The organism is Pseudomonadales bacterium (assembly GCA_024234165.1).
In the GTDB taxonomy this organism is placed as follows: Bacteria; Pseudomonadota; Gammaproteobacteria; order Pseudomonadales; family UBA5518; genus UBA5518.
The window spans coordinates 1,238,449-1,260,716 of record JACKOP010000001.1; the positions used below are offsets into that span (position 1 = coordinate 1,238,449).

The following is a 22,268-nucleotide window of genomic DNA, read 5'->3' on the forward strand; positions in this document are numbered from 1 at the left end:
TGCGTGTCCGGGTGTGCGCAGGCGCATTTACTGCTGTGTGCCGGCCGTATCGTCGAGCAGGCTGCGCGTGGCGCGTTCGACGAACGCAGCCAGCGTGCTCGCCATCTGCTCTTTCATGGCTTCGTCGTCCAGCTTCTCCACGCGGGCATCACGGCCGACGCTGTAACGATACAGATCGGGCACAGCGCCCGGGCGCTTCACCACGATGCGATCCCCGCGCAGGAAGCCAACGATCTCATCGTTGCCCGACGGCTTGATCAGCGCAAAGCCCGGATCGGTTACCGACAGCACATCGCGACCCCAGCACTGATGCGTGAACGACTCACCGATCAGCCCCATGACGGTCGGAGCCACGTCGTTCTGGGCGGCAACACGATCGATCGTGGCACCGAACGTCTCGCGTACCTGCGGGCCGATCAGCAGCAGCGGCACGTGAAACCGCAGCAGGTCGATGTCCGTGAGCTGCTTGCTGACACCGAAACCGTGATCTCCCAACACCACGAACAGCGTGTTGGCATACCACGGCTCCTTCTCGATGCGCCGGAAGAACTGCCCCAGCGCCCAGTCGGTGTAGCGCATCGCCGTGAGGTGCTCGTCCAACTGGCCCTGTCCGGAGACCGGCTGCACCGGCAGCGGATCCGGCAGTGCATACGGTGTGTGGTTCGACAGCGTCTGCAGCACCGCAAAGAACGGTTTGTCCTTCGGCAACTTCTGCAGCTCGTCGGCTGCGCGTTCGAACATGTCCTGGTCCGACACGCCCCAGGTCGGGTTCACGAACACGGGATCGACGAAATCGTCGCGACCGATGAAGCGTGTCATGCCCTGATTGCGGAAGAAACCCTCCTGGTTGTCCCACGAAAAGGAACCGTTGTAGAGATAGATGTCCTGGTAACCCTCCCGGTGCAGCAACAGCGGCAAGCCCGAAAAATGGTGCAATCCTTCCTGCTGCTGCATCAGGTACTCGTATCCCGGCAGATTCGGAAAACACGCCAGAGTGGCGAACATGCCCTGGTGCGTGTGCGTGCCGTTCGAGAAAAACCGCGTGAACAGCAATCCCTGGCGCGCCAGCCGGTCGAATTCCGGCGTGATCCCCAGATCGTTGCCGAGCGCTCCGGTGAACACACCGGAAAAACTCTCGATCAGGATGACGACCACATTCGGTTTGCCTGCCCCGTTGCGCGCCGGATGGGTGTTGCTCGCGTGCGTACGCAGCAGTGGCAACGTGCCGTCGCCGGCCCACGTATCCTGCGGCGTCAGCAGCAGCTCGCGCGTGATCGCGGTCGCCTTCTCCAGCGGCATCGCCTTCAGCCAGAAGCTCTTGTCGGTCTTGCGGTTTCCCGACGCTGCCGCCTTGTACAGCGTGAAGATGCCGTTCAGACCGAGATGGTTCGCAAACAGGTTCCGGCTGTGGAAAGCATCGCCCCAGCGCAACGGCGGCCCGGAACGCAGGGTGCCACGCGCTCCCAGCACCAGGGCGAGCATGACGGCGACGCAGACGAGCACGCGCAGCACGGGAGGCGCCTGCCGCGGCTTCGCCATGCGCTGCACCAGCACGCAGCTGAGATGGTCCAGCAGCCAGTAGAAGCGGTACATCAGCCACGACAGCAGCAGCCACAGCAGCAGGTAACGAAACAGTGGGTAGCCGTTCCACAACATGCTCAGGACAGTCTTCGGATCCTGGCGGATGTATTCGAAGACCAGACTGTTCAGTCGCTGGTGGAATTCGCGATAGAAATCCAGCTCGGTGATGCAGAAGAAGATCGCCAGCGAGGAAGCGCCCGCCAGCCAGACGACCAGGTATTTGCGCAGGGCCGCAGACGAGGGCCAGAGAAAACCCGCCAGCAACGGCAGGCAGAGAATGCTCGTGACCATCAGGTCGAAGCGCAGACCAATGCCGAAACTGCTCAGCACCTCGGCCCGGGACAAGCTGCTGGCAAGCTCCACGTTGTGCCAGTACAGGGCCGTGCGTGCGAGCGAGAACAGCAGCATCAGCGCCAACATCGCAAGCAGCATGAAGCAGGCATGGCCCACGAGGGTGTGGCGGTCGCTGCGCGCCCGATCCAGGGACGTGGTCATGCCGGATACTCCACGCAGCGCCATGAATGCCGCAGCACCCCGCACCACGAGAACGTTTTTTTCAGTGAAACGGACAATGCAGGTGCTGCCGTCGGGAGTGGAAATCGAGGCACGGCATCCCAGCAAAGCAAACGTGAAGCTTTCGTCAATACACCGTGAAAATTTCGTGAATTCCATGGATTCTGCCGTCGAACAGCGCAGTCCCTGCAGACTGGCTTCCCTGACGCACCCGGCGCCATGCTCACCGCACCGCTTGACGCATAGATGCCACGGCCGTATACCTATTCGCGTCCTTGCTCTGAACAGCGACCAACAGACGCCGGCAGCCTGCCCGCGCGGGCAGCAGTTCCGGTTCCCAGTTCCAGGGATGCCGACATGACACACCACAAATACCTGATCATCGGTGGCGGCATGGCAGCGGATGCTGCCACGGCGGGCATACGCGAAGTGGATCATGAGGGTTCGATCGGACTCGTCGGTGCGGAATCGGACCCGCCGTACAACCGCCCTGCACTGTCCAAGGCGCTGTGGAAGGATCAGCCTCTGGAGACGATCTGGCGCGACACGGCAGCCCGGGGAGTCCGGCTGCACCTCGGCCATGCGGCGACCGCCATCGACCCGCGAACCAGAACCGTGACCGATACGGCGGGAAATCGCTACCGCTACGAAAAGCTGCTGCTTGCGACAGGTGGCACACCGCGGCACCTGGGCTTCGGCGGCGATGACGTCATCTACTACCAGACGACGCAGGATTACCGCAGGCTGCGCGAACTGAGTGCGAACAAGCGGGATTTCGCGATCATCGGTGGCGGCTTCATCGGATCGGAAGTCGCCGCGGCACTGGCGATGCACGACCGACAGGTGACGATGCTGTTTCCCGACGAAGGCATCAGCTGGCGGCTGTTTCCACCGGGTCTGTCCCGCTTCCTGAACGACTACTATCGCAAGCAGGGCGTGCGGGTGCTGAATGGCTACACGGTGCATGGCATGCGCAAGGAGGCCGGGCGTTTCGTGCTGGAGCCATCTTCGCAGGCGACCCATGCAGCCACGGCGGTGGTGGCGGACGCCATCGTGGCCGGAATCGGGGTAGCACCGAATGTCGAACTCGCGGAACAGGCCGGGCTGGAACTGAAGAACGGCATCGTGGTCGACGCGTACCTGCGCACCAGCAACCCCGACATCTATGCAGCAGGAGACGTGGCCTTCTTCCACGAATCGACGCTCGATGAAAGCCGGCGCGTGGAGCATGAAGACAACGCCAACACCATGGGTCGTGCCGCGGGGCGCAACATGGCCGGGGCCAGCGAACGCTACGATCACCTCCCCTTCTTCTATTCGGATCTGTTCGACCTCGGTTACGAGGCAGTCGGGCTGACGAACTCGCGGCTGCAGATGGTCGAGGACTGGCGCGAGCCCTACCGCGAGGGTGTGGTCTACTACCTCGACAAGGGACGGGTGCGCGGCGTACTGCTGTGGAACGTGTGGGACCAGGTGCCGAACGCACGCCGGCTGATCGCCGAAGCGGGTCCCTTCCGCCCCGAGGATCTGAAGGGTCGCCTGCCCGCCTGAAGAAGCGGTCGCAAAGGCACCCGATCGTCGATGCAAGCAGCGTGCGACGATGCCTTCGCACCGGTGGGACGCCGTAAATGCATCCCTGCAGGCTCGAGCGCGCATCCCTGCGGCGCACGCTCCCCGATGCGAAGGCATCGCCACACGCTTCGCAACGCGTTGCGACTGCCTCTGAAGGCAAGGAAGCCGGACTTGAGTGAGCTGAGCTTCACGCTGGCGGCGCCTGCGCCATTCCGGCTCGACCTCACGGCATTGGCACTGTGCCGGCGGCCACACAACCGCATCGACCGCTGGGACGGACATGCGTACCGACGCATCCTGCTGCTCGGCAGCCGCAGCACGCCGATCGCGGCGGGTGTGTGGCAGGATCGAAACGGCGGCACCGGCGCCGCCGCACTCCAGGTCACGCTTGCCGGGAACGACGTCGGAACCGGCGCCGTTGCGCAAGCGCAGGGCCTGCTGAGGCGCCTGCTGGGCCTCGACGTCGACCTCGATGACTTCTACCGGATGGCCGCAGCCGATCCCGAACTGGCACCACTGGCGCAGCGCTGGCGCGGGCTCAGGCCGCCACGCTTCCCGAGTGTGTTTGAAACGCTCGCCAACGCCATCGCGTGCCAGCAGATCACGCTGACCGTGGGCATCACGCTGCTGAACCGCCTGATCGAAGCGTACGGGCGAGCGTATCCGGAGCCGGGTGCTGCCGACGGCTCTGCCTCGGTTTCCAACGCCTTCCCGACCCCGCAGGCGCTCGCCGGTGTTTCACCGGAATCGCTGCGTTCGCTCGGCTTCAGTCGCCAGAAGGCGCACTGTCTGATCGAACTCGCCACTGCCGTCGCCGACGGAAGCCTCGATTTCAGCGAACTCGAAGCGCTCGACAATGCCGGTGCGGTCCGCTTCCTGCGCCGGCTGCACGGAGTGGGCCGGTGGTCGGCCGAGTACGTGCTGCTGCGCGCGCTCGGGCGTCTCGATGTGTTTCCCGGTGACGACGTGGGGGCACGCAACACCCTGCAGCGCTGGCTGGGTCGTGCGGAAAAGCTCGACTATGAGGGGGTGCGGCAGGCGACCGCACGCTGGCAACCCTACAGCGGCATGGTCTACTTCCACCTGCTGCTCGATTCACTCGAACAGCGCGGGATGATTCCATCGGAACGGCACGCCTGAAAAGGCCGTCGCAAAAGCCCGCGCTCGTCGACACAAACGGCGTGCGGCGATACCTTCGCACGGCTCAGGCCTTTTCCGGACCCTTCCCGACGTCGTGCGTAATGGAATCGGCATGTTCACGGTGGTAGACGTAGCTCTCGCGCGTGGCTCTGACGATGCTCAGGCCCGCCGCCACGGCCCTGTCGAACAGCTCCGCGTCGCACGCAAACGCGATCTCCCTGAACCCGCCGAGCGCATGCATCGCATCGCGACGAATGAAGAAGGTCCCACCAATCACGCATTCCGACAGATGGATCTGCCGGCTCGTGTCGTTGCGATCCGGCACGTAAGGGTCGCCCACGATCCTCACGCCACCGTGCAGAAACTCGATGCCCGGATCCTGCTCCAGAATGCGCCGCCTGCTGTGCAGATGGTCGGGTTCGTATTCGTCGTCGGAATCCAGGAAGGTGATGAACTCCCCGCGGCACCGGGCGATCCCTTCGTTCTTGGCCCGCGCCTCACCCCCATGTGCACTCCGGATGCAGCGAATGGCAGGCGCCGTGTGCAACTGATCGTGGATCGACGCCACGGTACCGTCCGTGCTCCCGTCGTCGACGACCCAGGCTTCCCAGTCCGTTTCGGTCTGCGCGATCAGCGAAGCCAGCGCACGCCTCAGCAGCGGTGCCCGGTTATACGCGGCGATGACGATCGAAAACCTGGGTTTCATGGTTCCTGCGGTGTGGGTGGCTGCAGCCCGACGACGACGGTTCGTGCCCGCACGCGCGAGAACACACCCGCCGGCACCTGCACCGGGATCGACTTCACCTGCTTCAGCGTGCGCGAATCGAAGACCGCAAGCTGGCCGCCGACGCTGCCATGGCTGCGATCACCCCGGTACCTCGCGCTCACGTAGAAGAAGTCACCGCGCGCGGTGTACTCGGGAAAGTGCGAGTGCCCCAGCGTACCGGCGACTTCCAGCGTATCCGTCACCTCGAGCGTGTTCCTGTCGATGAACTGCAGCTTGCTTGCGTTCGGGCCGGTGCCCACGATATCGACGATGATGTACGGCGCTGCCGGATGTGCAGCCGGTGATTCGGTCGGGCCGATGACCGGAATCCGCTTCACGACGTCGAAGCTTTCCATATCGAACACGGTCACTTCGTGCAAAGGGCAGTCGACCTCACCGATATTGGTTCCGATACCGAGCAGACGGCCGTTCGAGCGCACCACTGCGCCCGACCCCAGATGCGGTTTGCAGCCTGCGGGAATCTTGCGCACGATGCGGGCCTCGGCAAGATCGATGACCGTATCGGTATGGTCATCGTACGAGGACACGACGAGATAACGCCCATCGGGCGAGAGGAATCCGTCGTGCAGGTGCCGCCCCACGTTGCTGATCTTGCGGATCGGCATCGCGGGATCGTCGAGGTCGATGATCCACACCTGACCCGCCTGCTCGAGCGCAATCACGAACCAGTTGCCGAACGGGGTGGCGCTGATCATGCCCGCATCGGCCTCGACCTGGTTGCCGTCAGGATCGACTCCTGTCAGTTCGAGCAGGTGCAACGGCTCCAGCGTGGCGGCATCCATGATGACCATCGTGTGCGGCACATACGAGCCGGCGGCAACGAAGCGCCCGTCGCGCGAGACCGCGAGCGAGGTGCCGTTCAGCCCGGCGCGTACCTTGCGCACGATCTGCATCGAATACAGATCCACCTTGTGCACCCAGCCGAGGTCGTCGCGCACATACGCCCAGCGCGGATCGAGTGGATGGAAATCCATCAGGTGCGGCGCGTAGCCGGTGGGAACCTCACCGACCTTGCGATGCCTGCGACCGTCGAAGAAAAGCACTTTCGCCTCGTCGCCAGCCGCCTGCAGGCCGCGCGACATCACCGCCATCAGATCGTCGATGTCGTCGATGCGGTATTGCGGCGCAGTCGGCAGCCGGGACTCGTCCGGGACGAGCACCTGCAGCGAACCGCGAACGTCGTCGATGCCCCAGGACAGCGCGCGCTTCGGCTGCGTCGTCACCAGCTCGGCCAGCGTGTCGCGCTCCCTTGCCGACAGCGTGCCGGGCCAGGACGGGTGCTGCGGCATCAGCGTGGGCGGGATACCGGCAAGGATCTTGCCGGTCACCTGCCCGCGGTCGAGCTTCGTCTCGTCACGATTCAGTGCCGGACCGATATATCCGCCGCGATCCGCCCCGTGGCACACCGCGCAATGCTCCATGAACAGTTTCTCGGCCTTTTCCGGATCCAGCGCCGCAGACGCTGCCGACACTCCCGCCAGGACCATGAACATCGCAATGAAATACAGCCTCATGGCGGAATTCCTCGACGGCAGATCGACACCGTCAACAATCCTGATCCCGGACCCGGCCACTGCAATGCGTAGCAACCGCTTGCAGGCGACCATCGCACCATCGGACGGAGCAATCAACCCTTCCGTCAGCAGCCGCAAGCCGCAGTGGTCCGCGGACTTGCGCCCCGGTATGATCGCGGCTTGCGAGTGCACCCGTGAACCCAGATGACACATCATCCCCGGCGCCACACCCTCGGCGATCTGCTGCGTCGCAGCGCAGCGCGCAACCCGCAGCGCAGCGCGATCATCTGCGGCGAAGTGAACTGGAGTTACGCGGAGTTCGACCGCATCGTCAACCGGTTCGCACACGGCCTGGCCGGCATCGGCGTGCGCAGTGGTGATCGTGTTGCGATCCTCTCGCGCAACTCGCACGCCTTCGCCGCACTGCGCTTTGCGCTGGCACGCCTTGGCGCGGTGCTGGTACCGATCAACTTCATGCTGAAAGCGGACGAGATCGCATACGTCCTGCGTCACGCCGGCGCACGCGTGCTGTGCCTGGGGCCGGACATGCTCGAGCCCGGGCGCACAGCGGCAGCCATGGATACTGCGGTTACACGCCTGGTGTGGCTACCTGGCGAAGATCCGGCGCAAGCACCCGCGGACATCATCGGCTTCGACGGACTGCTCGCCGACGACGACACGCCACCCGCAGTCGAGCTCGACGCATCGATGCCGCTGCAGATCATCTATACCAGCGGCACCGAGTCGCAGCCCAAGGGCGCGCTGCTGACGCACGAGGCAGTGATGTGGGAGTACGTGAGCTGCGTCGTCGAAGGCGAGATCGCCTCCGGTGACCTGCTGCTGCACGCACTGCCGCTGTACCACTGCGCGCAGCTCGACGTTTTTCTCGGACCGGCCGTGTACGTCGGTGCGACCAACGTGATCACCGGCAGGCCGGTGGCAGACAACATCCTCGCGCTGCTGGCGAGACACCGCGTGAACTCGTTCTTCGCGCCGCCATCGATCTGGATCTCGCTGCTGCGTTCCCCGCAATTCGATGCCGCCGATCTGTCCGCGCTCGCCAAGGGCTACTACGGTGCAGCGATCATGCCGGTCGAGATACTGCGGGAGCTTGCGCGGCGCCTGCCGGCCATGCGGCTGTGGAACTTCTACGGCCAGACCGAGATCGCGCCACTGGCGACCGTACTCAAGCCGCAGGATCAACTGCGCAAGGCGGGCTCTGCAGGCCGCGCGGTACTGAATGTCGAGACGCGCGTCGTCGACGCAGCGATGCGCGACGTACAGCCTGGCGAGATCGGCGAGATCGTGCATCGCTCGCCGCAGTTGTGCAGCGGGTATTTTCGTGACGAGGAACGCACGGCGGCCGCTTTTGCCGGCGACTGGTTCCACAGCGGCGACCTGGCGACGATCGACGACGAGGGTTTCATCACGGTCGTCGACCGCAAGAAGGACATGATCAACACCGGCGGCGAGAACGTCGCCAGCCGCGAAGTCGAGGAGGCGATCTACCGCCACCCGGGTGTCGCGGAAGTCGCGGTGATCGGCCTGCCGCACCCGTACTGGATCGAGGGTGTCACCGCAGTGATCGTCGTGAAGGCAGGCCAGACGCTCACGGAGAGCGAGGTGATCGCGCATTGCCGCGTGCACATGGCGCAGTTCAAGGTGCCAAAGGCGGTCGTGTTCGTCGATGCGCTGCCGAAGAACCCCAGCGGCAAGCTGCTCAAGCGCGAGCTGCGCACGCGCTTCAGTGATCTGCTCGCAGAACGCGGCTGAGCGCGAGCTTCATATTTCGACCATCGAGCCATCCGACAGGAGATGAATGCATGACAGCCGCAACAGACGCCCGCATCCGCATCGGCATCGTGGGCCACGGCAACCTCGGGCGTGGTGTCGAAACCGCCGTGACGCGCAACCCCGACCTGTGCGTGAGCGGCATCTACACGCGGCGCGACCCGTCGACATTGATACCGCAGGTTGCCGGCACGCCGGTACACCATATGCGTGACTTGCCTGCCCACGTGGGCCAGGTCGATGTACTGGTGTTGTGCGGAGGCTCCAGGGACGATCTGCCTGCGCAGTCGCCGGAGCTGGCGGCCCGCTTCAACATCGTGGACAGCTTCGATACGCACGCACGCATTCCCGAGCACTTCGCCGCCGTCGATGGTGCAGCGCGCGCAGGCAATACCACCGCGCTGATCTCCGCCGGCTGGGATCCGGGCCTGTTCTCGATCAACCGTGTGATGGGCGAGGCGATGCTGCCCGATGGGGCCACCTACACCTTCTGGGGCAAGGGCCTGAGCCAGGGACACTCCGACGCGCTGCGGCGCGTGCCGGGCGTTGCAGCCGCCGTGCAATACACGATCCCGGCCGAGGCGGCGATCGAACAGGTGCGCAGCGGCAAGCGCCCCCGGCTCACCACACGGGAGAAACACACGCGCGACTGTCATGTAGTGCTCGAGGCCGGCGCCGATGCCGATGCCGTGCGCCGCGCCATCGTCACCATGCCGCACTACTTCGACGAGTACGACACCACCGTCACGTTCATCAGCGCCGAAGAGCTGGCGCGCAACCACAGCGCGATGCCGCACGGCGGCTTCGTCATTCGCAGCGGCAACACCTCGCCGGCCTTGCGGCAGGTGATCGAATACCGCCTGCAACTGGACAGCAACCCCGAATTCACCGCCAGCGTGCTGGTTGCCTACGCACGCGCCACGTATCGCCTGCACCGGATGGGCCAGTACGGCGCCCTGACGGTACTGGACGTGGCGCCCGCACTGCTGTCACCGCTCGACGCCGATGCGCTGCGCCGAGACTACCTGTAATACGAGGCTCCCGGCATGCAAGCACTGGTCATTGGCGGCACCGGCCCAACCGGTCCATTCATCGTCAACGGGCTCCTCGCACGCGGCTGGCGGGTCGAGATCCTGCATACCGGCCGCCACGAGGTGGACGAGATCCCTCCCGAGGTAGGCCACATCCATGTGAGCCCTCACGACCCTGCCGCATTGAGTGCGGCGATCGGTGATCGACGCTGGGACCTGTGCATCGCAACCTATGGCCGCCTGCGTGCGATCGCCGAGATCTTTGCGGGACGTGTCGGGCGTTTCATCTCGGTCGGCGGCGGACCCGCCTATCTGGGCTACATGAATCCTTTCCTGCACAGCCCGGAGGGGTTGCCCGCGCCGCTGCGCGAAGACGCTGCGCTGGTCAGCGAGCCGGCCCAGGACGAGAAAGGCTGGCGCATCGTGCGTACCGAGGAAGCGGTGTTCCGCCACCATCCCGACGCCACGCACTTCCGCTACCCCTACGTGTACGGACCGTACCAGGGGGCGCCACGCGAATGGATCGTGGTTCGCCGGGTGCTGGAACGGCGGCGACATATCATCCTGCCCGACGGCGGACTGAGCCTGGACGCCTACGGATACGCGGAGAACATGGCGCATGCCCTGCTGCTGGCGGTCGACCAGCCCGGGAATGCCTGCGGCGAGATATTCAATGCGGCCGACACGCATGCGCTGAGCCTGCGCGAAGTCGTCTTCCACGTGGCGCGCGCGCTGGACTGGGAATTCGAGATCATCGACCTGCCGGCACAGTTGGCCCTACCGGCGCGCCCGCTGATGGCACGGCCCACCACCACGCACCGCCTCTATGACCTCACGAAGCTGCGCACACGGCTCGGCTACGACGATGTGGTGGCTCCCGCCGAAGCGGTGGCGCGCACAGCGCGCTGGCTGGCCGTCAATCCACCGCCTGCAGTCAACGGCATCTCGATCGAAGCGGTGCTGCAGGATCCCTTCGACTACGCGGCCGAAGACCGGTTGATCGAGCGCTGGCAACAAGCGCTCGCAACGCTCGCGATGCCGACGTGGGACACGCCACCCGGTTACGGCATGGCCTACAGCGGCCCCGGAGGGCGGGCACGCAGTCAGGCGACCTTCGAGGAGTGATCACGAAGCGTGTGCACAATCGGCAACCGTGCTGCGGTCGAGGTCGGCCAGGAACGCTTCCTGCGCTGACGCCAGCCGTGACCTGAGCCGACAGCTCGGCGTCAGCGGGCAGTTGCCGCCGTCGGCACGAAAGCATTCCGCAAGCGCGTAGCGCTGCTCGAGGAAACGCACCACTTCACCCAGCCTGATGTCCTGCGCCGGCCGGGCCAGACGGATGCCACCACCAGCCCCGCGCTGGGTGGTGACGAAGCCTCCGCGGGCGAGATCCTGTACCACCTTGGTGAGGTGGTTGTACGGAATCTGTGCCTCCTCGGCGATACGCAGCGTGGTGAGCAGTTCCCCGGAACTGCCTGCCAGCCGCATCAGAACCTGTAATCCGTAGTCGGTAAAAGCTGCGAGGCGCATGACATCGACCCAATTGGTATTTACAACGCAAATTAATCGGTCTAAATTGGCCTCATAAATACCTGTTTCCAGTCCGCCCGTCCAGCCGGGTCGGCAAGCCACGCGAAGCGGAGGGCAAGATGGCGGCGCAACACATCATCCGGATCGGCCTCGCGGTCCTCGGCAGCGGCGCGAGCCTGGCGCTGTCCTGGCCCTACTGGCGCAATTTCGAGTACTGGGCCGAGTCACACACGGCGTGGCAGGTGTATTTCGTGCTGGGCTTCGTGCTCGCCGTCTACGTCTTCTACGCGTTTCTCGGCCGGCTCACGACGCTGTTCGAGCACGATGCGCTCGAGCAGGCACGGCGCGCGCAGTCAGCCGAATCGTCGCATGCCGGCGGGGAGGACACACCATGAGTTGCGCACCGGGCAAACCCTGCGAGGAAAGGCAGAACCGGCGCCGCGCACTGTTCGTGCTCGGCCTGATGGGGCTCATCTTCCTCGCGCTGTCGGCAGCCTCGTTCGTCGACACGCGCGGGCAGACGCTGCCGTCCGCAATCAGCTACTCCGGTCACGCGGCGGTCGACGGCAAGCGGGTATTCCAGGCGTACAACTGCATGGGATGTCATACCATCGTCGGCAACGGCGCGTATTTCGGCCCGGACCTCACCCAACTCTACGGCAAGGTCGGCCCTGCCTGGCTGGAAGCGTTCCTGCCTTCGGCCGGAGCGTGGCCGACCAGCGGCGCCGTCGCCATGCAACTGCGCAACGAAGCGATCGCCACCGAAGCCGGCGTCGACTCGATCGACGCCTACCTGCAGAAGTATCCGGCCGCCGCCGAGCGCATCGCGCGTCGCAGCGCGCACGCATCGTTGATGCCGAACCTGCCGCTGTCGCACGACGAAATCGGCAAGCTGATCGCCTTCCTCAAGTACACCTCGGCGATCAATACCGAAGGCTGGCCACCGAAACCGCGCGTCGACGGCCTGGATTTCCCGTACGCGAAACCGATGCCCGCCAGCCTGCAGACCGCAAGCACTGCGACCCAGCCGGCAAGCGCTGCACACGGCCAGGGCACGGCCGGCGCGACAGTATCCGAGGCCGCGCACGGCGAGCAGGTAGCACGTGATACCGGCTGTCTTGCCTGCCACTCGAGCGGCAGCCAGCGGCTCGTCGGCCCCGGCTGGGCCGATCTCTACGGCTCCGGGGTTGCGCTCGCCGACGGCAGCACGGTGCGCGCGGACGAGGCCTACCTGAAGGAGTCGATCGTCGATCCGGACGCCCGGGTGGTGGCCGGCTTTGCACCGCACCTGATGCCTTCGTACGCCGGGATGCTCGATGAAGCCCAGATCGCCGCCGTCGTCGCGTATATCCGCAGCCTTGCAGGGGAACAGCCATGATCCGCATCGAATACCAGACCCAGCGCCTCAGCCTGCGCTTCTTCATGCTGATGGCGGTGCTGTTCTTCTTCCAGGTCGGCTTCGGCCTGCTGCTCGCCGCCCAGCACATCGACCCCACGCTGCTCGCGGGCACGCTGAACTTCAACGTGACACGGGCCGAGCACCTCAACCTCGGCATCCTGTGGATACTGTCGGGCTTCATCGGCACGATCCTGTTCGTCGGGCCGCTGCTGTCCGGGCGCGAACTGGCCGCCCCCGGGCTGATCAAGCTCCTGTTCTACGTGCTGATCGCGCTCGTCGTCTGGAACGTCGTGACGCAGGCACTCGCGCAGCAGGGCATCGCAGGCTGGTGGGCGGGACAGCCCTGGCTGCAGGAGGGGCTGGAATACCTCGAAGGCGGTCGCATCGTCGACGTCGTGATCCTGATCGGCTTCGCGATCGTGTGCTACGTCGTGCTGCGCACATTCCCGGCCGTGAAGGACTGGAACGAGATCCACTGGGGACTCGGCATCGGCGTGGTGGCGCTGACGCTGGTGTGGATCTTCGGCATGTTCTTCGTCGAACGCATCGACCTGCAGGAATACTTCCGCTGGTACGTGGTGCACTATTGGGTCGAGGGGGTGTGGGAAGTCATCCATATCTCGCTGATCGGCTTCCTGCTCGTGCTGATGTTCGGCGCGGATCTGAAATCCGTGGGCTATGCGGTGTTCTGGGGCATTTCACTGGTGTGGCTGTCGGGGCTGATCGGCAACGCCCACCATTATTTCTGGATCGGCACGCCCGAGTTCTGGCAGTTCTGGGGCTCGCTGTTCAGCGCGCTCGAACCGCTGCCGCTGATCTTCTGCTTCTGGCACGTCTATCTCGACGCCCACCAGGACAACAAGCCGGTCACGAACATGCCGGCGTTTGCGTTCCTGCTCGGCTCGGTGGTCCTCGAGCAGGTCGGTGCCGGCATCCTCGGCTTCACGATGACGTTCGCGCTCACGAACGCGTGGTCGCACGGGACCTGGGTAACGCTCAGCCATGCTCACCTCGCGCTGTTCGGCACCTTCGGCATGCTCGGTCTTGCCGCAGCGTATTACGCCGTGCCGCTGATGCGCGGGATCGACGCCTTCGACCAGCGCCTCGGCAAGCTCGGCTTCTGGCTGGTGTTCACCGGCATACTGGGACTCGGTTTCGTCTTCGCGATCGGCGGCACGGTACAGGTGTTCGTCTACCGCACGCTCGGCCTCGACTGGTTCGGTGGCGACGTCGGACCCGCGATGCTGACCATGAAGCTGCTGGTACCGCTGTTCGGCCTGGTATTCGCGGTCGGCGTCTGCGCGGTCGTGTTCGATCTGCTGACGATGGGAATACGCACGCAGCACGCAATCGATACACCTGACCGTGCGCTCGCACCGCTCGGCTGGGCCCGCCGTCTGCAGGGCTGGGAAGCCGGCGTGTGGCTGCTTTTCATGTGGATCTTCGGTGCGATCATCACGCTCGGCCTGCTCAGCTTCAACCTGCGCACCGTGCAGGAAGGCAACGCCATGCTGCCGTACATCATGGGAGGAGTCGGCTATTCAGGACTGCTGCTCACGACGCTGTTCTTCGTTGCACGCTTCCTGCGTTCGCTCGATGCGCGCACGCACGAGAGCACCGGACCGTCATCCGTGCTCACGCCAGCGCTGCAGTCGTAGAGCGTGGTCCGTCAGCGCAGCTCGGCGTCGGGTCAGCCAGATGCCGGGCAGCAGCGCCTGGCCGACGTGAAGGCCCCTCGCATCGAGCAATACGCATCTGCCGGGATCGGACTGCTGTCCAGCCCCTCGGGACTGCTGTCCAATGCAGCACACAGCCCGGCGACCGGCCGGTTCCAGCAAGCCTCGGTTGCCGGGGTCCGCTCCGCGCCGCGGCGGTTGCTCATACCGCAGATCGGGCTGCTGCCAGAGCCTCCAGCTCCTCGAGTGCCAGTGGAATGCGATCAGCGAGCGCCCAGATGTCGGGAACGCGATCCCTTGAAACCTGCATCGCGATGACCATCGAATCCATGTGGCTCCAGCCCGTCAGATTCAGGCCGTACGGGTAGATGATTGGCCCTACCGATATGAACTGCTCGATCGGAGCACCTGCCAGGTACAGCCGGTTCTTCGGACCCGGGACGTTCGACACCGTCATGCTGTAGGTTGGCCTGCGCTTCAGCACGGCGCCCAGCAGCGGCAAGCCGCGCCCCCAGAACCAGAACAGCGGCCAGTAGTCCATCCAGTCGCCGAACAGCCACAGATCACGCTCGGCGTGGATGGCCCGCGCCACACTGGTGTTGGCCGCCAGGCATTTGATGCGCTCGACCGGGTCCGCCACATCGGTGGCGATGGAAACGAACCACGTGCTCACCTGGTTTCCCCAGTCCACATCGACCCCGGGCGGGCGGATCGCCACCGGAACGACGGCGGTAAGCGACTCGGCAGGCAATTCGCCGTGCAGTTCCAGATACGAGCGGATGGCGCCACTGCATATCGCAAGGAACACGTCGTTGATGCTGACGCCGAACGCACTCCTGATCCGTCTGATCGCACCCATGTCGCAAGTAACGTACGCGAACCGGCGCTCGGTACGGATCCGCTCGTTGAATCGCGTGGCCGGCGCAGCAAACGCTTCCGCGAAGCCGGGCCTGCCTTCCCGGTTGCGCCGGCGGATCATGCCGATCGTACGCAGCGAGCGCAGCAGCACGTTCGGAAAGCGCATGATCGTCGCCGCATTGTGCGCGGCGAGCATGCCGAGCCACTTCAACGTTCCCGGCCTTTGCTCGTCGACCAGGGTGCCGCGGGCCGCAGGCAACGGTTCGCTCGGATCGGAGCTGAAGATGGCTTCCATCAGCCGTACCGATGCCAGTCCGTCGGCGACGGCGTGATGGATCTTCAGTACCAGCGCAATCCGGCCCCCCGCGAGGCCATCGACGTACCACAACTGCCACGCGGGACGCGCGCGATCGAGACCGACCGAAACGATGTCGTCGATCACCGCGCACAGCTCGTGATCACCGCCGGGTGGCGCCACGGTCGCGCGTCGCAGGTGATAGTCGAGATCGATCCCGGAGCGTTCGATCCACCAGGGCCGCCCCATGCCCAACGGCGGGAACAACAGTTGCCAGCGCAGCGGCTCGACCCGCTCCAGCAGCGCCGGAATGGCCGCACGTATCGCGTCGAAGCCCAGCGGCTGCTGCGCGGCAGCCGGGTCGAGCACGACCGCCTTGATCGTGTGCTGCGGCTGGTCGGGGTTCTCCTGCTTGAGGAACATGTTGTCCACGCTGTTGAGACGTCGCATCCGCTGACCCCGTCCGCAGTCGATTATTGTGTTCGCCTACATTCGTTCCGTTTGCAACAGCATGCAAGAAAAAGATGCACCGCAACGTCCCCGGTGCCGGATGCGGCACGTGGTGCCATCGCAGCGCGAATCACTGCACCCCGTCCCAGAACCGCTGCACCGCCTCGAGCGGCGCCGACTGCAGTTCGCAGTGCGGCGCCAGCCGCATCGTCTCGCGACGCGACAGCTCATAAGGCCTCCACTCGGGCAAACCGTCATGATTCGGGTCACCGGTGCGCGCAAAGGCGGCCCACGCAGCAAGCATGCGACGCGACAGGTCCACGGCCTGCGCCCCACCACCCGAAAACGCACGGCCGAACTCGCCATCGACGGTGCCGAACACGAACGGCGTCTCGAGCCCGTGGCACGCGCCCATTTCGCCACCGAACATCGGCGAGTGAAAGCCGAAACGGTACATGAACGTCGTACCCTGATGCCCCAACTGCGCCTCGGCCAGGCGCAGCACCGGAATCCGGAACGTGCGGTCCGACTCGATGGCCGCGTAGATCCTCGCCGGCGACAGTCCGGCACCCAGCACTGCCCGGTACAGTGCAACCGCTTCGCTGCCACGCCCGGGCAGACGCTGCTCGCAGACCTTGGCCAGCGTGGCCTCGTCGATCTCCTGCTTGTCGGCTTCAACGAGAAACAGGAAGTAGTTCCACTCGTCTTCGTTCGTTCCGATCAGAAGCTCGACGCCGCGCGCCGCTCCTGCCGCGATCGCATCGAAGGGGGCGTCGGGCAGCAGTTCCTCGTCGCCGACCGGAATCAGCGTCATCGCTCCTTGCGGCAGCCGCCGCCTGCGCGGGCCACGCAGGATCGTCTCGCGCAGGCAGGCACGCTGTGCCTTCACGATCGCTGCGGCAGGCACGCTCCAGAGCTTGTCTGGCCGGTTCGGGTCGACGCCGAGCCGATGCAGCAGGACCTCTGCGATGCGCGACCCTTCGTCGCAGCTGGTCGCATGGTGCGCCGCACCGCTTTGCAGGATCGCGCGGCGAAACAGCCCTCGTGCCTGCGGCACTGCCAGCAGGCTGCCGATGCACATGGCGCCGGCAGATCCGCCAAACACGGTGACATTGTCCGGGTCACCGCCGAAGGCATCGATGTTGCGCTGTACCCAGGCAAGCGCTGCGAGCTGATCCAGCAATCCCGGGTTGGACGCGAGCTCGTGCGCCGGGCCCAGCAGATCGCGCAGGAACGAGAAGCCGATGGCGCCGAGCCGGTAGTTGAGCGTTACCACGACCACGTCGCCGTGCGCAGCGAGCGTCGCGCCGTCGTAGACGCCCTGCGCACCGGAGCCGACCGTGAAGCTGCCGCCGTGGATCCACACCATGACCGCACGGCGCCTGCGATCACAGGCCGGCGTCCAGACGTTCAGCGTGAGGCAATCCTCGTCGGGACTGGAAATGTCCAGCAGCGGCCCATGATCCTGCGGTGCCGGTGCACGGAAGCGTCGGGCATCGCGCGTGCCCGCCCATGTCCGCATCGGTGCCGGTGCGCGCAAGCGCAGCGCACCGACCGGCGGGGCCGCGTACGGCACACCCCGGAAAACGCTGACGCCGTGCGCGCCGAACTCGCCTTCGAGGCGCCCTTCGCGTGTGGTAACTACGGGATTCATCGAGTCCTTGTCAGCCCATGCGCCCTGCGTCCCGGAGGCAAGCCGGATTGCCCGGGCCTGCGGTTGCGTGCAGTCGGCACATTCGTCGCGTTACTTTACCAGAACCTAAAGGGGGTATCGCAAAACGCCGCAAACTGCGTGGCGACGCCTTCGCATCGGGGGGGGCGTGTGCCGCAGGGATACGGCACATCGGCTACCATTCGCCATCCGCGCGCCGGGTGGCGACGAGTGCTGCAACCAGCCAGACGTCGAGAGCGCAAGCACAGCAGAGGAAACGGTGTCGATGGAGATCGGTGGATCGGTACAGCCTGGCTTCGAGCGCGTACGCGAGGCCTTTGCGCAGAATTTCAGCGAGCACGGCGACGTCGGCGCCGCCTGCTGCATTTACCGCGATGGCCATCCGGTAGTCGATATCTGGGGAGGTCTCGCCGACCCGTCGACCGGACGCCGGTGGCAGCGAGACACCCTGCAACTGGTGTTCTCCGCCGCCAAGGGACCGACCGCGGTCTGCATCCACCGCCTGGCGGAGGAAGGCCGGCTCGACATCGATGCGCCGATCGCACGTTACTGGCCTGAATTCGCCGCCGCGGGCAAGCAGCACATCACGACGCGCATGGTGCTGACGCATCGCGCGGGTCTGGCAGCGGTGGCCGGCGATCTCACGCTCGAGCAGGTGCTCGCCTGGGATCCGGTGGTCGCTGCAATCGCCGCACAGCCGCCCGAGTGGGAGCCCGACACCGCGCACGGCTACCACGCACGCAGCTTCGGCTGGATTCTCGGCGAGATCATCCGCCGAATCAGCGGCGACAGCCCGGGGCGTCATCTGGCGCGCACCATCTGCGGCCCGCTCGGACTGGACTACTGGGTCGGGCTGCCGACAGCGGAAATCGGACGCTGCGCGCGGCTGCTTCCTCCCGACGCTGCGCATTCGGCAGCGGCCCTGCTCGGCGCCAGCAGCCTGACGGCACGCGTGATGAGCGGCCCGTCCGGGCTGTTCGGCTACAACGAGATGTGGAACCGCCCCGACGTGCTGATGGCAGAAATGCCCTCGTCGAACGGTGTCGGGTCGGCACGGGCGCTTGCGAAGCTCTATGCGGCGTGCTGTGACGAGGTCGACGGCATCCGCCTGCTGCAGCCCGCAACGCTGGAAGCGGCATCACGGGTCGCCTCGCGTGGCCCCGATCTGGTCGTGCTGGTCGAGACCTGTTTCGGTCTCGGGTTCAGCCTGCCACCGATGCTCGGAGCTGGCGTCGGACCACGCGCCTTCGGTCACCCCGGAGCGGGTGGTTCGCTTGCCTTTGCCGATCCGGAACCGAACGTCGCGTTCGCGTATGTGACCAATCGCATGCGCTTCGACCCGGCAGGCGATCCGCGAGTGACAGGACTGGTGCGCGCACTCTACGATTGCACACGCTGACCGCCGTACTGGGGAGCGGTTGAAACAGCTCGGATCGAAGCGCCCAGGGATCCTGGCCCGGCTACGGAGAGGGAGGGATTGCGATGGACAAGGCTTTCGCACGCCGCATGCTGACGCGACTCGAACCCTGGTTCGAGACCATCAGAAGCTTCAGGGACCGTAGCGACGCGCACGCGCTTTTCGACCCGAACACTGCAGCCGGGCGCATCCGCTTCGACAACCTGCAGATATTTCTGAGGCAGCTCCTGCCGTGGCGGCCCACGGTGCTGCTGATCGGCGAGGCTCCCGGCTATCGGGGCGCGTGGCGTACCGGGGTCAACTTCTGCTCGGAGAAGATCATGATGGGTCCGAAGGATCGCTTCGGGCTGTTCGGCGGCAGCGAAGCCGGCTACCGTCGCATCGAGGAGAACGCAAGGCTCTGGGGTGAGGCGAGCGCCACCGTGGCCCAGCGCGCCTTCCAGGAACTGCCGGCACCGGTACTCGTCTGGCCGGCATTGCCACTGCATCCGCACAAGCCCGGCGACGACGAGTCGAACCGCACGCCCACGACGGGCGAACTGCGTCGCGATGCGGTGCCACAACTCGGGCGGTTGATCGAGATCTACAAGCCGCAACACATCGCCGCGATCGGCAACATCGGTCAGAGCGCACTCGCCGAGCTCGGCATCGACGCCGTGAAGATCCGCCACCCCGCCCACGGTGGTGGCCCGGCGTTTCGCGCCGGGCTGCTGGCACTGATGGAGAGTGCTGCGCAGCGCTAGAAACTACACCCCCGAACGCGCCGCTTCCGCGAGGAATTCGTAAGTCCGCATCATGACGTGGGGGTCACCGTCCACGGCAAATGGCAACGCGTTCAGATCGGTGACGCCGGCAGCCGCCAGCGCCTCGAACTGGCTGCGCACTTCTGCAGCCGAACCGATGATCGCGATGTCGGCAGGCTCGGCCGCGCCTTCGATGTCCAGCACGGCCCGGTAGGACGGCAACTGCCCATACGCAGCGAAGGTCTCCGCAGCCGACGCGCGTGCGGCGCGTGTGGCGCGCGCGTCCCGCGTCACGGCTACCGGAAAACCGGCCACGATCCGTGGTGCGCCACGGCCTGCCTTCGCTGCTGCCGCGCGGATCGCCGGCACCGCAGTGCCCGCCAGGTACTTCGGCCCACCCATCCACGTCGCCGTACCGTCTGTCAGCTCCCCCGCCAGCTGCAGCATCCGCGGCCCGAGCGCGGCGACGAGCACCTTCGGCCGCGGCATACCCGACATCCGCAACTGCAACGCCACCTTGAACTCCTCGCCGCGGAAACTCACCTCACGCTTTTCCAGCAACGGTATCAGCACCGAAAGATATTCGCGCATGTGGTGCGCAGGCCTCGCGTAATCCAGCCCCAGCATGTTCTCGATGACGATCCGGTGGCTGAGACCGATGCCGAGCGTGAAACGCCCGCTGCTCGCAGCACTCGCGGTCAGCGCCTGCTGCGCCAGTGCACTCGGATGCCGCGGCCAGGTCGGCACGACAAAGGTTCCGAGTTCGATCCTGCGCGTCTCGCGCCCGGCGAGCGCCAGCAGCGTGATCGCGTCGGGGCCGAAGATATGGCTCATCCACGCCGAATCGAAACCATCGGCTTCCGCCTTGCGCACCCGACCGATGATCTCGTCGAGTGCGCCCTCGGCGCCCATGACCGCACTCAGCCCTATCCCGATACGCATCTCGATACCTCCATGCAGAGCCCACCCGGGTTCGATCCCCGCAGCCGCTCCGGCTCAGGGATTGTCCAGGCTGAATACCTGTGTTTCATCATCATAGGCAAAAACCTCCGCGTAGCGGCCAAGTTCGATGATCGTACGCAGGGTCTGCTCGGCAGCACCCGGTGACATGTGATCCTCGAGCTCATCCGCAAAACGGCTCCACGGTGCCCGGTTGGCGGGTCGCTCGTCCAGCACCCGGCGTATATGCGCCGCCAGCGCAACGTAGGCAAGCAGCTGCCGCGCAAAAAGCTGCTTGCGCTGGTCGGTATCCAGGTCTGCGAAACGTCTGCCTTCGTGCGCGAGCCGGATGTCACCGCCTGCCACTTCGGCAAAACGCAGCATCTGCAGTGTTTCGGCCACCGGGAACAGCTCGTCGATTTCCATCTGCAGCGATGTGGCGATGACCGGCAGGTCCGCCTTGCCGCCATAGGGCGGTGCAGCCACGGTTTCGAGCAGGCCCGCGAGGAGGTTGGTCGAAACCGGCGCCAGGATCGTGCCGATACCGGTGCCGGGAAAACGCTCGGCCCTGCGACCGGTGGGCGCAGAAGTCGCCCGGGACGTCATCTCCACATAGATCTGCTCGACCAGATCACGGAATGCAGGGTCGAGGCGGGCACGCGGGTGCGGCAGAGCGACGCGGATTTCCTGGAGCACCCGTCCGGGATTGCTGCCGAACACGATGATCCGGTCGCACATCAGCACGGCCTCCTCGATGTTGTGCGTGACCAGGACCACCCCCTTGATCGGCAACTGCCCCTCGGACCACAGGTCCAGGAAATCGGTGCGCAGCGTCTCGGCAGTGAGCACGTCGAGTGCGGAGAACGGTTCGTCCATCAGCAGAATGTCCGGATGCACCACCAGCGCGCGCGCAAAACCGACGCGCTGGCGCATGCCGCCCGACAATTCCCGCGGGTACGCGGATTCGAACCCATCGAGGCCGATCAGGTCGATCGCTGCCACCGCACGGCGGCGTATCTCTTCGCCGGGCAGACCAAGCGCCTCCAGACCCAGTTGCACGTTTTCCAGCACCGTCAGCCAAGGGAACAGCGCGAAACTCTGGAACACCACCGAGATACCGGCCACCGGTCCGTTCACCGCGTGTCCGCGATAGTGAACCGTACCCGCCGAGGGTTCGGACAGCCCCGCGATCAGGCGCAGCAGCGTGGACTTCCCTGACCCCGAACGCCCGAGAAATCCCACGATCTCGCCTTCGCGCAAACCGAAGTCGATGCCGTCCAGAACCAGCAGCTCGCCGCCATCGGGCTTGCGAAACGACTTGCGAATGCCGCGGATGTCCAGCAGCGCAGCGGTTTCCACG

At 65.5% G+C, this 22,268-nt stretch carries 18 protein-coding genes; 10 read left to right on the plus strand and 8 right to left on the minus strand.

The features are described from left to right. Positions 1-27: 27 nt before the first annotated feature. Complete coding sequence (locus tag H7A12_05325) at positions 28-2,076, minus strand: sulfatase-like hydrolase/transferase (protein MCP5320235.1); 2,049 nt, start codon at positions 2,074-2,076, stop codon at positions 28-30. A gap of 375 nt (positions 2,077-2,451) precedes the next feature. Between H7A12_05325 and H7A12_05330 the strand changes: the two genes are divergently transcribed. Both H7A12_05330 and H7A12_05335 read left to right on the plus strand, forming a co-directional pair. After that, on the plus strand, positions 2,452-3,645 hold the full coding sequence (locus tag H7A12_05330; GenBank protein ID MCP5320236.1) for an FAD-dependent oxidoreductase: 1,194 nt from the start codon (positions 2,452-2,454) through the stop codon (positions 3,643-3,645). 126 nt (positions 3,646-3,771) lie between these two features. Further along, complete coding sequence (locus H7A12_05335) at positions 3,772-4,806, plus strand: DNA-3-methyladenine glycosylase 2 family protein (protein ID MCP5320237.1); 1,035 nt, start codon at positions 3,772-3,774, stop codon at positions 4,804-4,806. 64 nt (positions 4,807-4,870) lie between these two features. On the opposite strand, the gene H7A12_05340 is transcribed toward H7A12_05335, so the two are convergent. Together H7A12_05340 and H7A12_05345 are read right to left on the minus strand one after the other, a co-directional pair. Further along, positions 4,871-5,512, minus strand: coding sequence for a glycosyltransferase family 2 protein (locus H7A12_05340; protein MCP5320238.1), 642 nt, complete (start codon positions 5,510-5,512; stop codon positions 4,871-4,873). Next, positions 5,509-7,080 carry a c-type cytochrome gene (locus tag H7A12_05345; protein ID MCP5320239.1) on the minus strand — a complete coding sequence of 524 codons (1,572 nt, stop codon included), beginning with the start codon at positions 7,078-7,080 and terminating at the stop codon, positions 5,509-5,511. The genes H7A12_05340 and H7A12_05345 overlap by 4 nt, the downstream gene beginning before the upstream one ends. Positions 7,081-7,311: 231 nt before the next feature. On the opposite strand from H7A12_05345, the gene H7A12_05350 reads away from it, so the two are divergent. The 3 genes from H7A12_05350 to H7A12_05360 are packed head-to-tail and all read left to right on the plus strand — an operon-like array spanning position 7,312 to position 11,054. Then, positions 7,312-8,880 carry an acyl-CoA synthetase gene (locus tag H7A12_05350; protein MCP5320240.1) on the plus strand — a complete coding sequence of 523 codons (1,569 nt, stop codon included), beginning with the start codon at positions 7,312-7,314 and terminating at the stop codon, positions 8,878-8,880. A gap of 50 nt (positions 8,881-8,930) precedes the next feature. Next, a complete protein-coding gene (locus tag H7A12_05355) occupies positions 8,931-9,929 on the plus strand; it encodes a diaminopimelate dehydrogenase (GenBank protein ID MCP5320241.1) in 999 nt (332 codons plus the stop codon). Between the two features lie 15 nt (positions 9,930-9,944). Then, entirely contained in the window at positions 9,945-11,054 is a 1,110-nt protein-coding gene (locus tag H7A12_05360) for an NAD-dependent dehydratase (protein MCP5320242.1), read from the plus strand. Here H7A12_05360 and H7A12_05365 read toward each other — a convergent pair whose 3' ends face one another. Further along, entirely contained in the window at positions 11,055-11,459 is a 405-nt protein-coding gene (locus H7A12_05365; protein MCP5320243.1) for an Rrf2 family transcriptional regulator, read from the minus strand. A 119-nt stretch (positions 11,460-11,578) separates the two neighbouring features. Here H7A12_05365 and H7A12_05370 point away from each other — a divergent pair, with 119 nt between their 5' ends. Genes H7A12_05370 through H7A12_05380 form a run of 3 tightly spaced genes read left to right on the plus strand, consistent with a single transcriptional unit; the run spans position 11,579 to position 14,516 of the window. Then, positions 11,579-11,854, plus strand: a complete 276-nt coding sequence (locus tag H7A12_05370) for a hypothetical protein (GenBank protein MCP5320244.1) — start codon at positions 11,579-11,581, stop codon at positions 11,852-11,854. Then, on the plus strand, positions 11,851-12,837 hold the full coding sequence (locus H7A12_05375) for a c-type cytochrome (GenBank protein ID MCP5320245.1): 987 nt from the start codon (positions 11,851-11,853) through the stop codon (positions 12,835-12,837). Before H7A12_05370 ends, H7A12_05375 begins: the two co-directional genes overlap by 4 nt. Beyond that, positions 12,837-14,516: a cbb3-type cytochrome c oxidase subunit I gene (locus H7A12_05380; GenBank protein MCP5320246.1), complete on the plus strand. Its 1,680-nt coding sequence runs from the start codon at positions 12,837-12,839 to the stop codon at positions 14,514-14,516. The genes H7A12_05375 and H7A12_05380 overlap by 1 nt, the downstream gene beginning before the upstream one ends. Positions 14,517-14,736: 220 nt before the next feature. Here H7A12_05380 and H7A12_05385 read toward each other — a convergent pair whose 3' ends face one another. Together H7A12_05385 and H7A12_05390 are read right to left on the minus strand one after the other, a co-directional pair. Then, positions 14,737-16,137, minus strand: a complete 1,401-nt coding sequence (locus H7A12_05385; GenBank protein MCP5320247.1) for a wax ester/triacylglycerol synthase family O-acyltransferase — start codon at positions 16,135-16,137, stop codon at positions 14,737-14,739. Between the two features lie 130 nt (positions 16,138-16,267). Further along, positions 16,268-17,791: a carboxylesterase/lipase family protein gene (locus H7A12_05390; protein ID MCP5320248.1), complete on the minus strand. Its 1,524-nt coding sequence runs from the start codon at positions 17,789-17,791 to the stop codon at positions 16,268-16,270. 283 nt (positions 17,792-18,074) lie between these two features. On the opposite strand from H7A12_05390, the gene H7A12_05395 reads away from it, so the two are divergent. Then, positions 18,075-19,208, plus strand: a complete 1,134-nt coding sequence (locus tag H7A12_05395) for a beta-lactamase family protein (GenBank protein MCP5320249.1) — start codon at positions 18,075-18,077, stop codon at positions 19,206-19,208. Between the two features lie 83 nt (positions 19,209-19,291). After that, positions 19,292-19,969 (plus strand): uracil-DNA glycosylase, encoded by a 678-nt coding sequence (locus H7A12_05400; protein ID MCP5320250.1) that lies wholly within the window; start codon positions 19,292-19,294, stop codon positions 19,967-19,969. 3 nt (positions 19,970-19,972) lie between these two features. Here the strand turns inward: H7A12_05400 and H7A12_05405 are convergent, their stop codons facing one another. Beyond that, on the minus strand, positions 19,973-20,911 hold the full coding sequence (locus tag H7A12_05405; protein ID MCP5320251.1) for a TIGR03564 family F420-dependent LLM class oxidoreductase: 939 nt from the start codon (positions 20,909-20,911) through the stop codon (positions 19,973-19,975). 54 nt (positions 20,912-20,965) lie between these two features. Continuing rightward, entirely contained in the window at positions 20,966-22,267 is a 1,302-nt protein-coding gene (locus H7A12_05410) for a nitrate/sulfonate/bicarbonate ABC transporter ATP-binding protein (protein MCP5320252.1), read from the minus strand. Position 22,268 lies beyond the last annotated feature (1 nt).

Coding starts and splice junctions, on each gene's coding strand:
- H7A12_05325 (MCP5320235.1), bottom strand. CDS start 2,076: ATGACCACGTCCCTGGATCGGGCGCGCAGCGACCGCCACACCCTCGTG.
- H7A12_05330 (MCP5320236.1), top strand. CDS start 2,452: ATGACACACCACAAATACCTGATCATCGGTGGCGGCATGGCAGCGGAT.
- H7A12_05335 (MCP5320237.1), top strand. CDS start 3,772: ATGCGAAGGCATCGCCACACGCTTCGCAACGCGTTGCGACTGCCTCTG.
- H7A12_05340 (MCP5320238.1), bottom strand. CDS start 5,512: ATGAAACCCAGGTTTTCGATCGTCATCGCCGCGTATAACCGGGCACCG.
- H7A12_05345 (MCP5320239.1), bottom strand. CDS start 7,080: ATGGTCCTGGCGGGAGTGTCGGCAGCGTCTGCGGCGCTGGATCCGGAA.
- H7A12_05350 (MCP5320240.1), top strand. CDS start 7,312: ATGACACATCATCCCCGGCGCCACACCCTCGGCGATCTGCTGCGTCGC.
- H7A12_05355 (MCP5320241.1), top strand. CDS start 8,931: ATGACAGCCGCAACAGACGCCCGCATCCGCATCGGCATCGTGGGCCAC.
- H7A12_05360 (MCP5320242.1), top strand. CDS start 9,945: ATGCAAGCACTGGTCATTGGCGGCACCGGCCCAACCGGTCCATTCATC.
- H7A12_05365 (MCP5320243.1), bottom strand. CDS start 11,459: ATGCGCCTCGCAGCTTTTACCGACTACGGATTACAGGTTCTGATGCGG.
- H7A12_05370 (MCP5320244.1), top strand. CDS start 11,579: ATGGCGGCGCAACACATCATCCGGATCGGCCTCGCGGTCCTCGGCAGC.
- H7A12_05375 (MCP5320245.1), top strand. CDS start 11,851: ATGAGTTGCGCACCGGGCAAACCCTGCGAGGAAAGGCAGAACCGGCGC.
- H7A12_05385 (MCP5320247.1), bottom strand. CDS start 16,137: ATGCGACGTCTCAACAGCGTGGACAACATGTTCCTCAAGCAGGAGAAC.
- H7A12_05390 (MCP5320248.1), bottom strand. CDS start 17,791: ATGAATCCCGTAGTTACCACACGCGAAGGGCGCCTCGAAGGCGAGTTC.
- H7A12_05395 (MCP5320249.1), top strand. CDS start 18,075: ATGGAGATCGGTGGATCGGTACAGCCTGGCTTCGAGCGCGTACGCGAG.
- H7A12_05400 (MCP5320250.1), top strand. CDS start 19,292: ATGGACAAGGCTTTCGCACGCCGCATGCTGACGCGACTCGAACCCTGG.
- H7A12_05405 (MCP5320251.1), bottom strand. CDS start 20,911: ATGCGTATCGGGATAGGGCTGAGTGCGGTCATGGGCGCCGAGGGCGCA.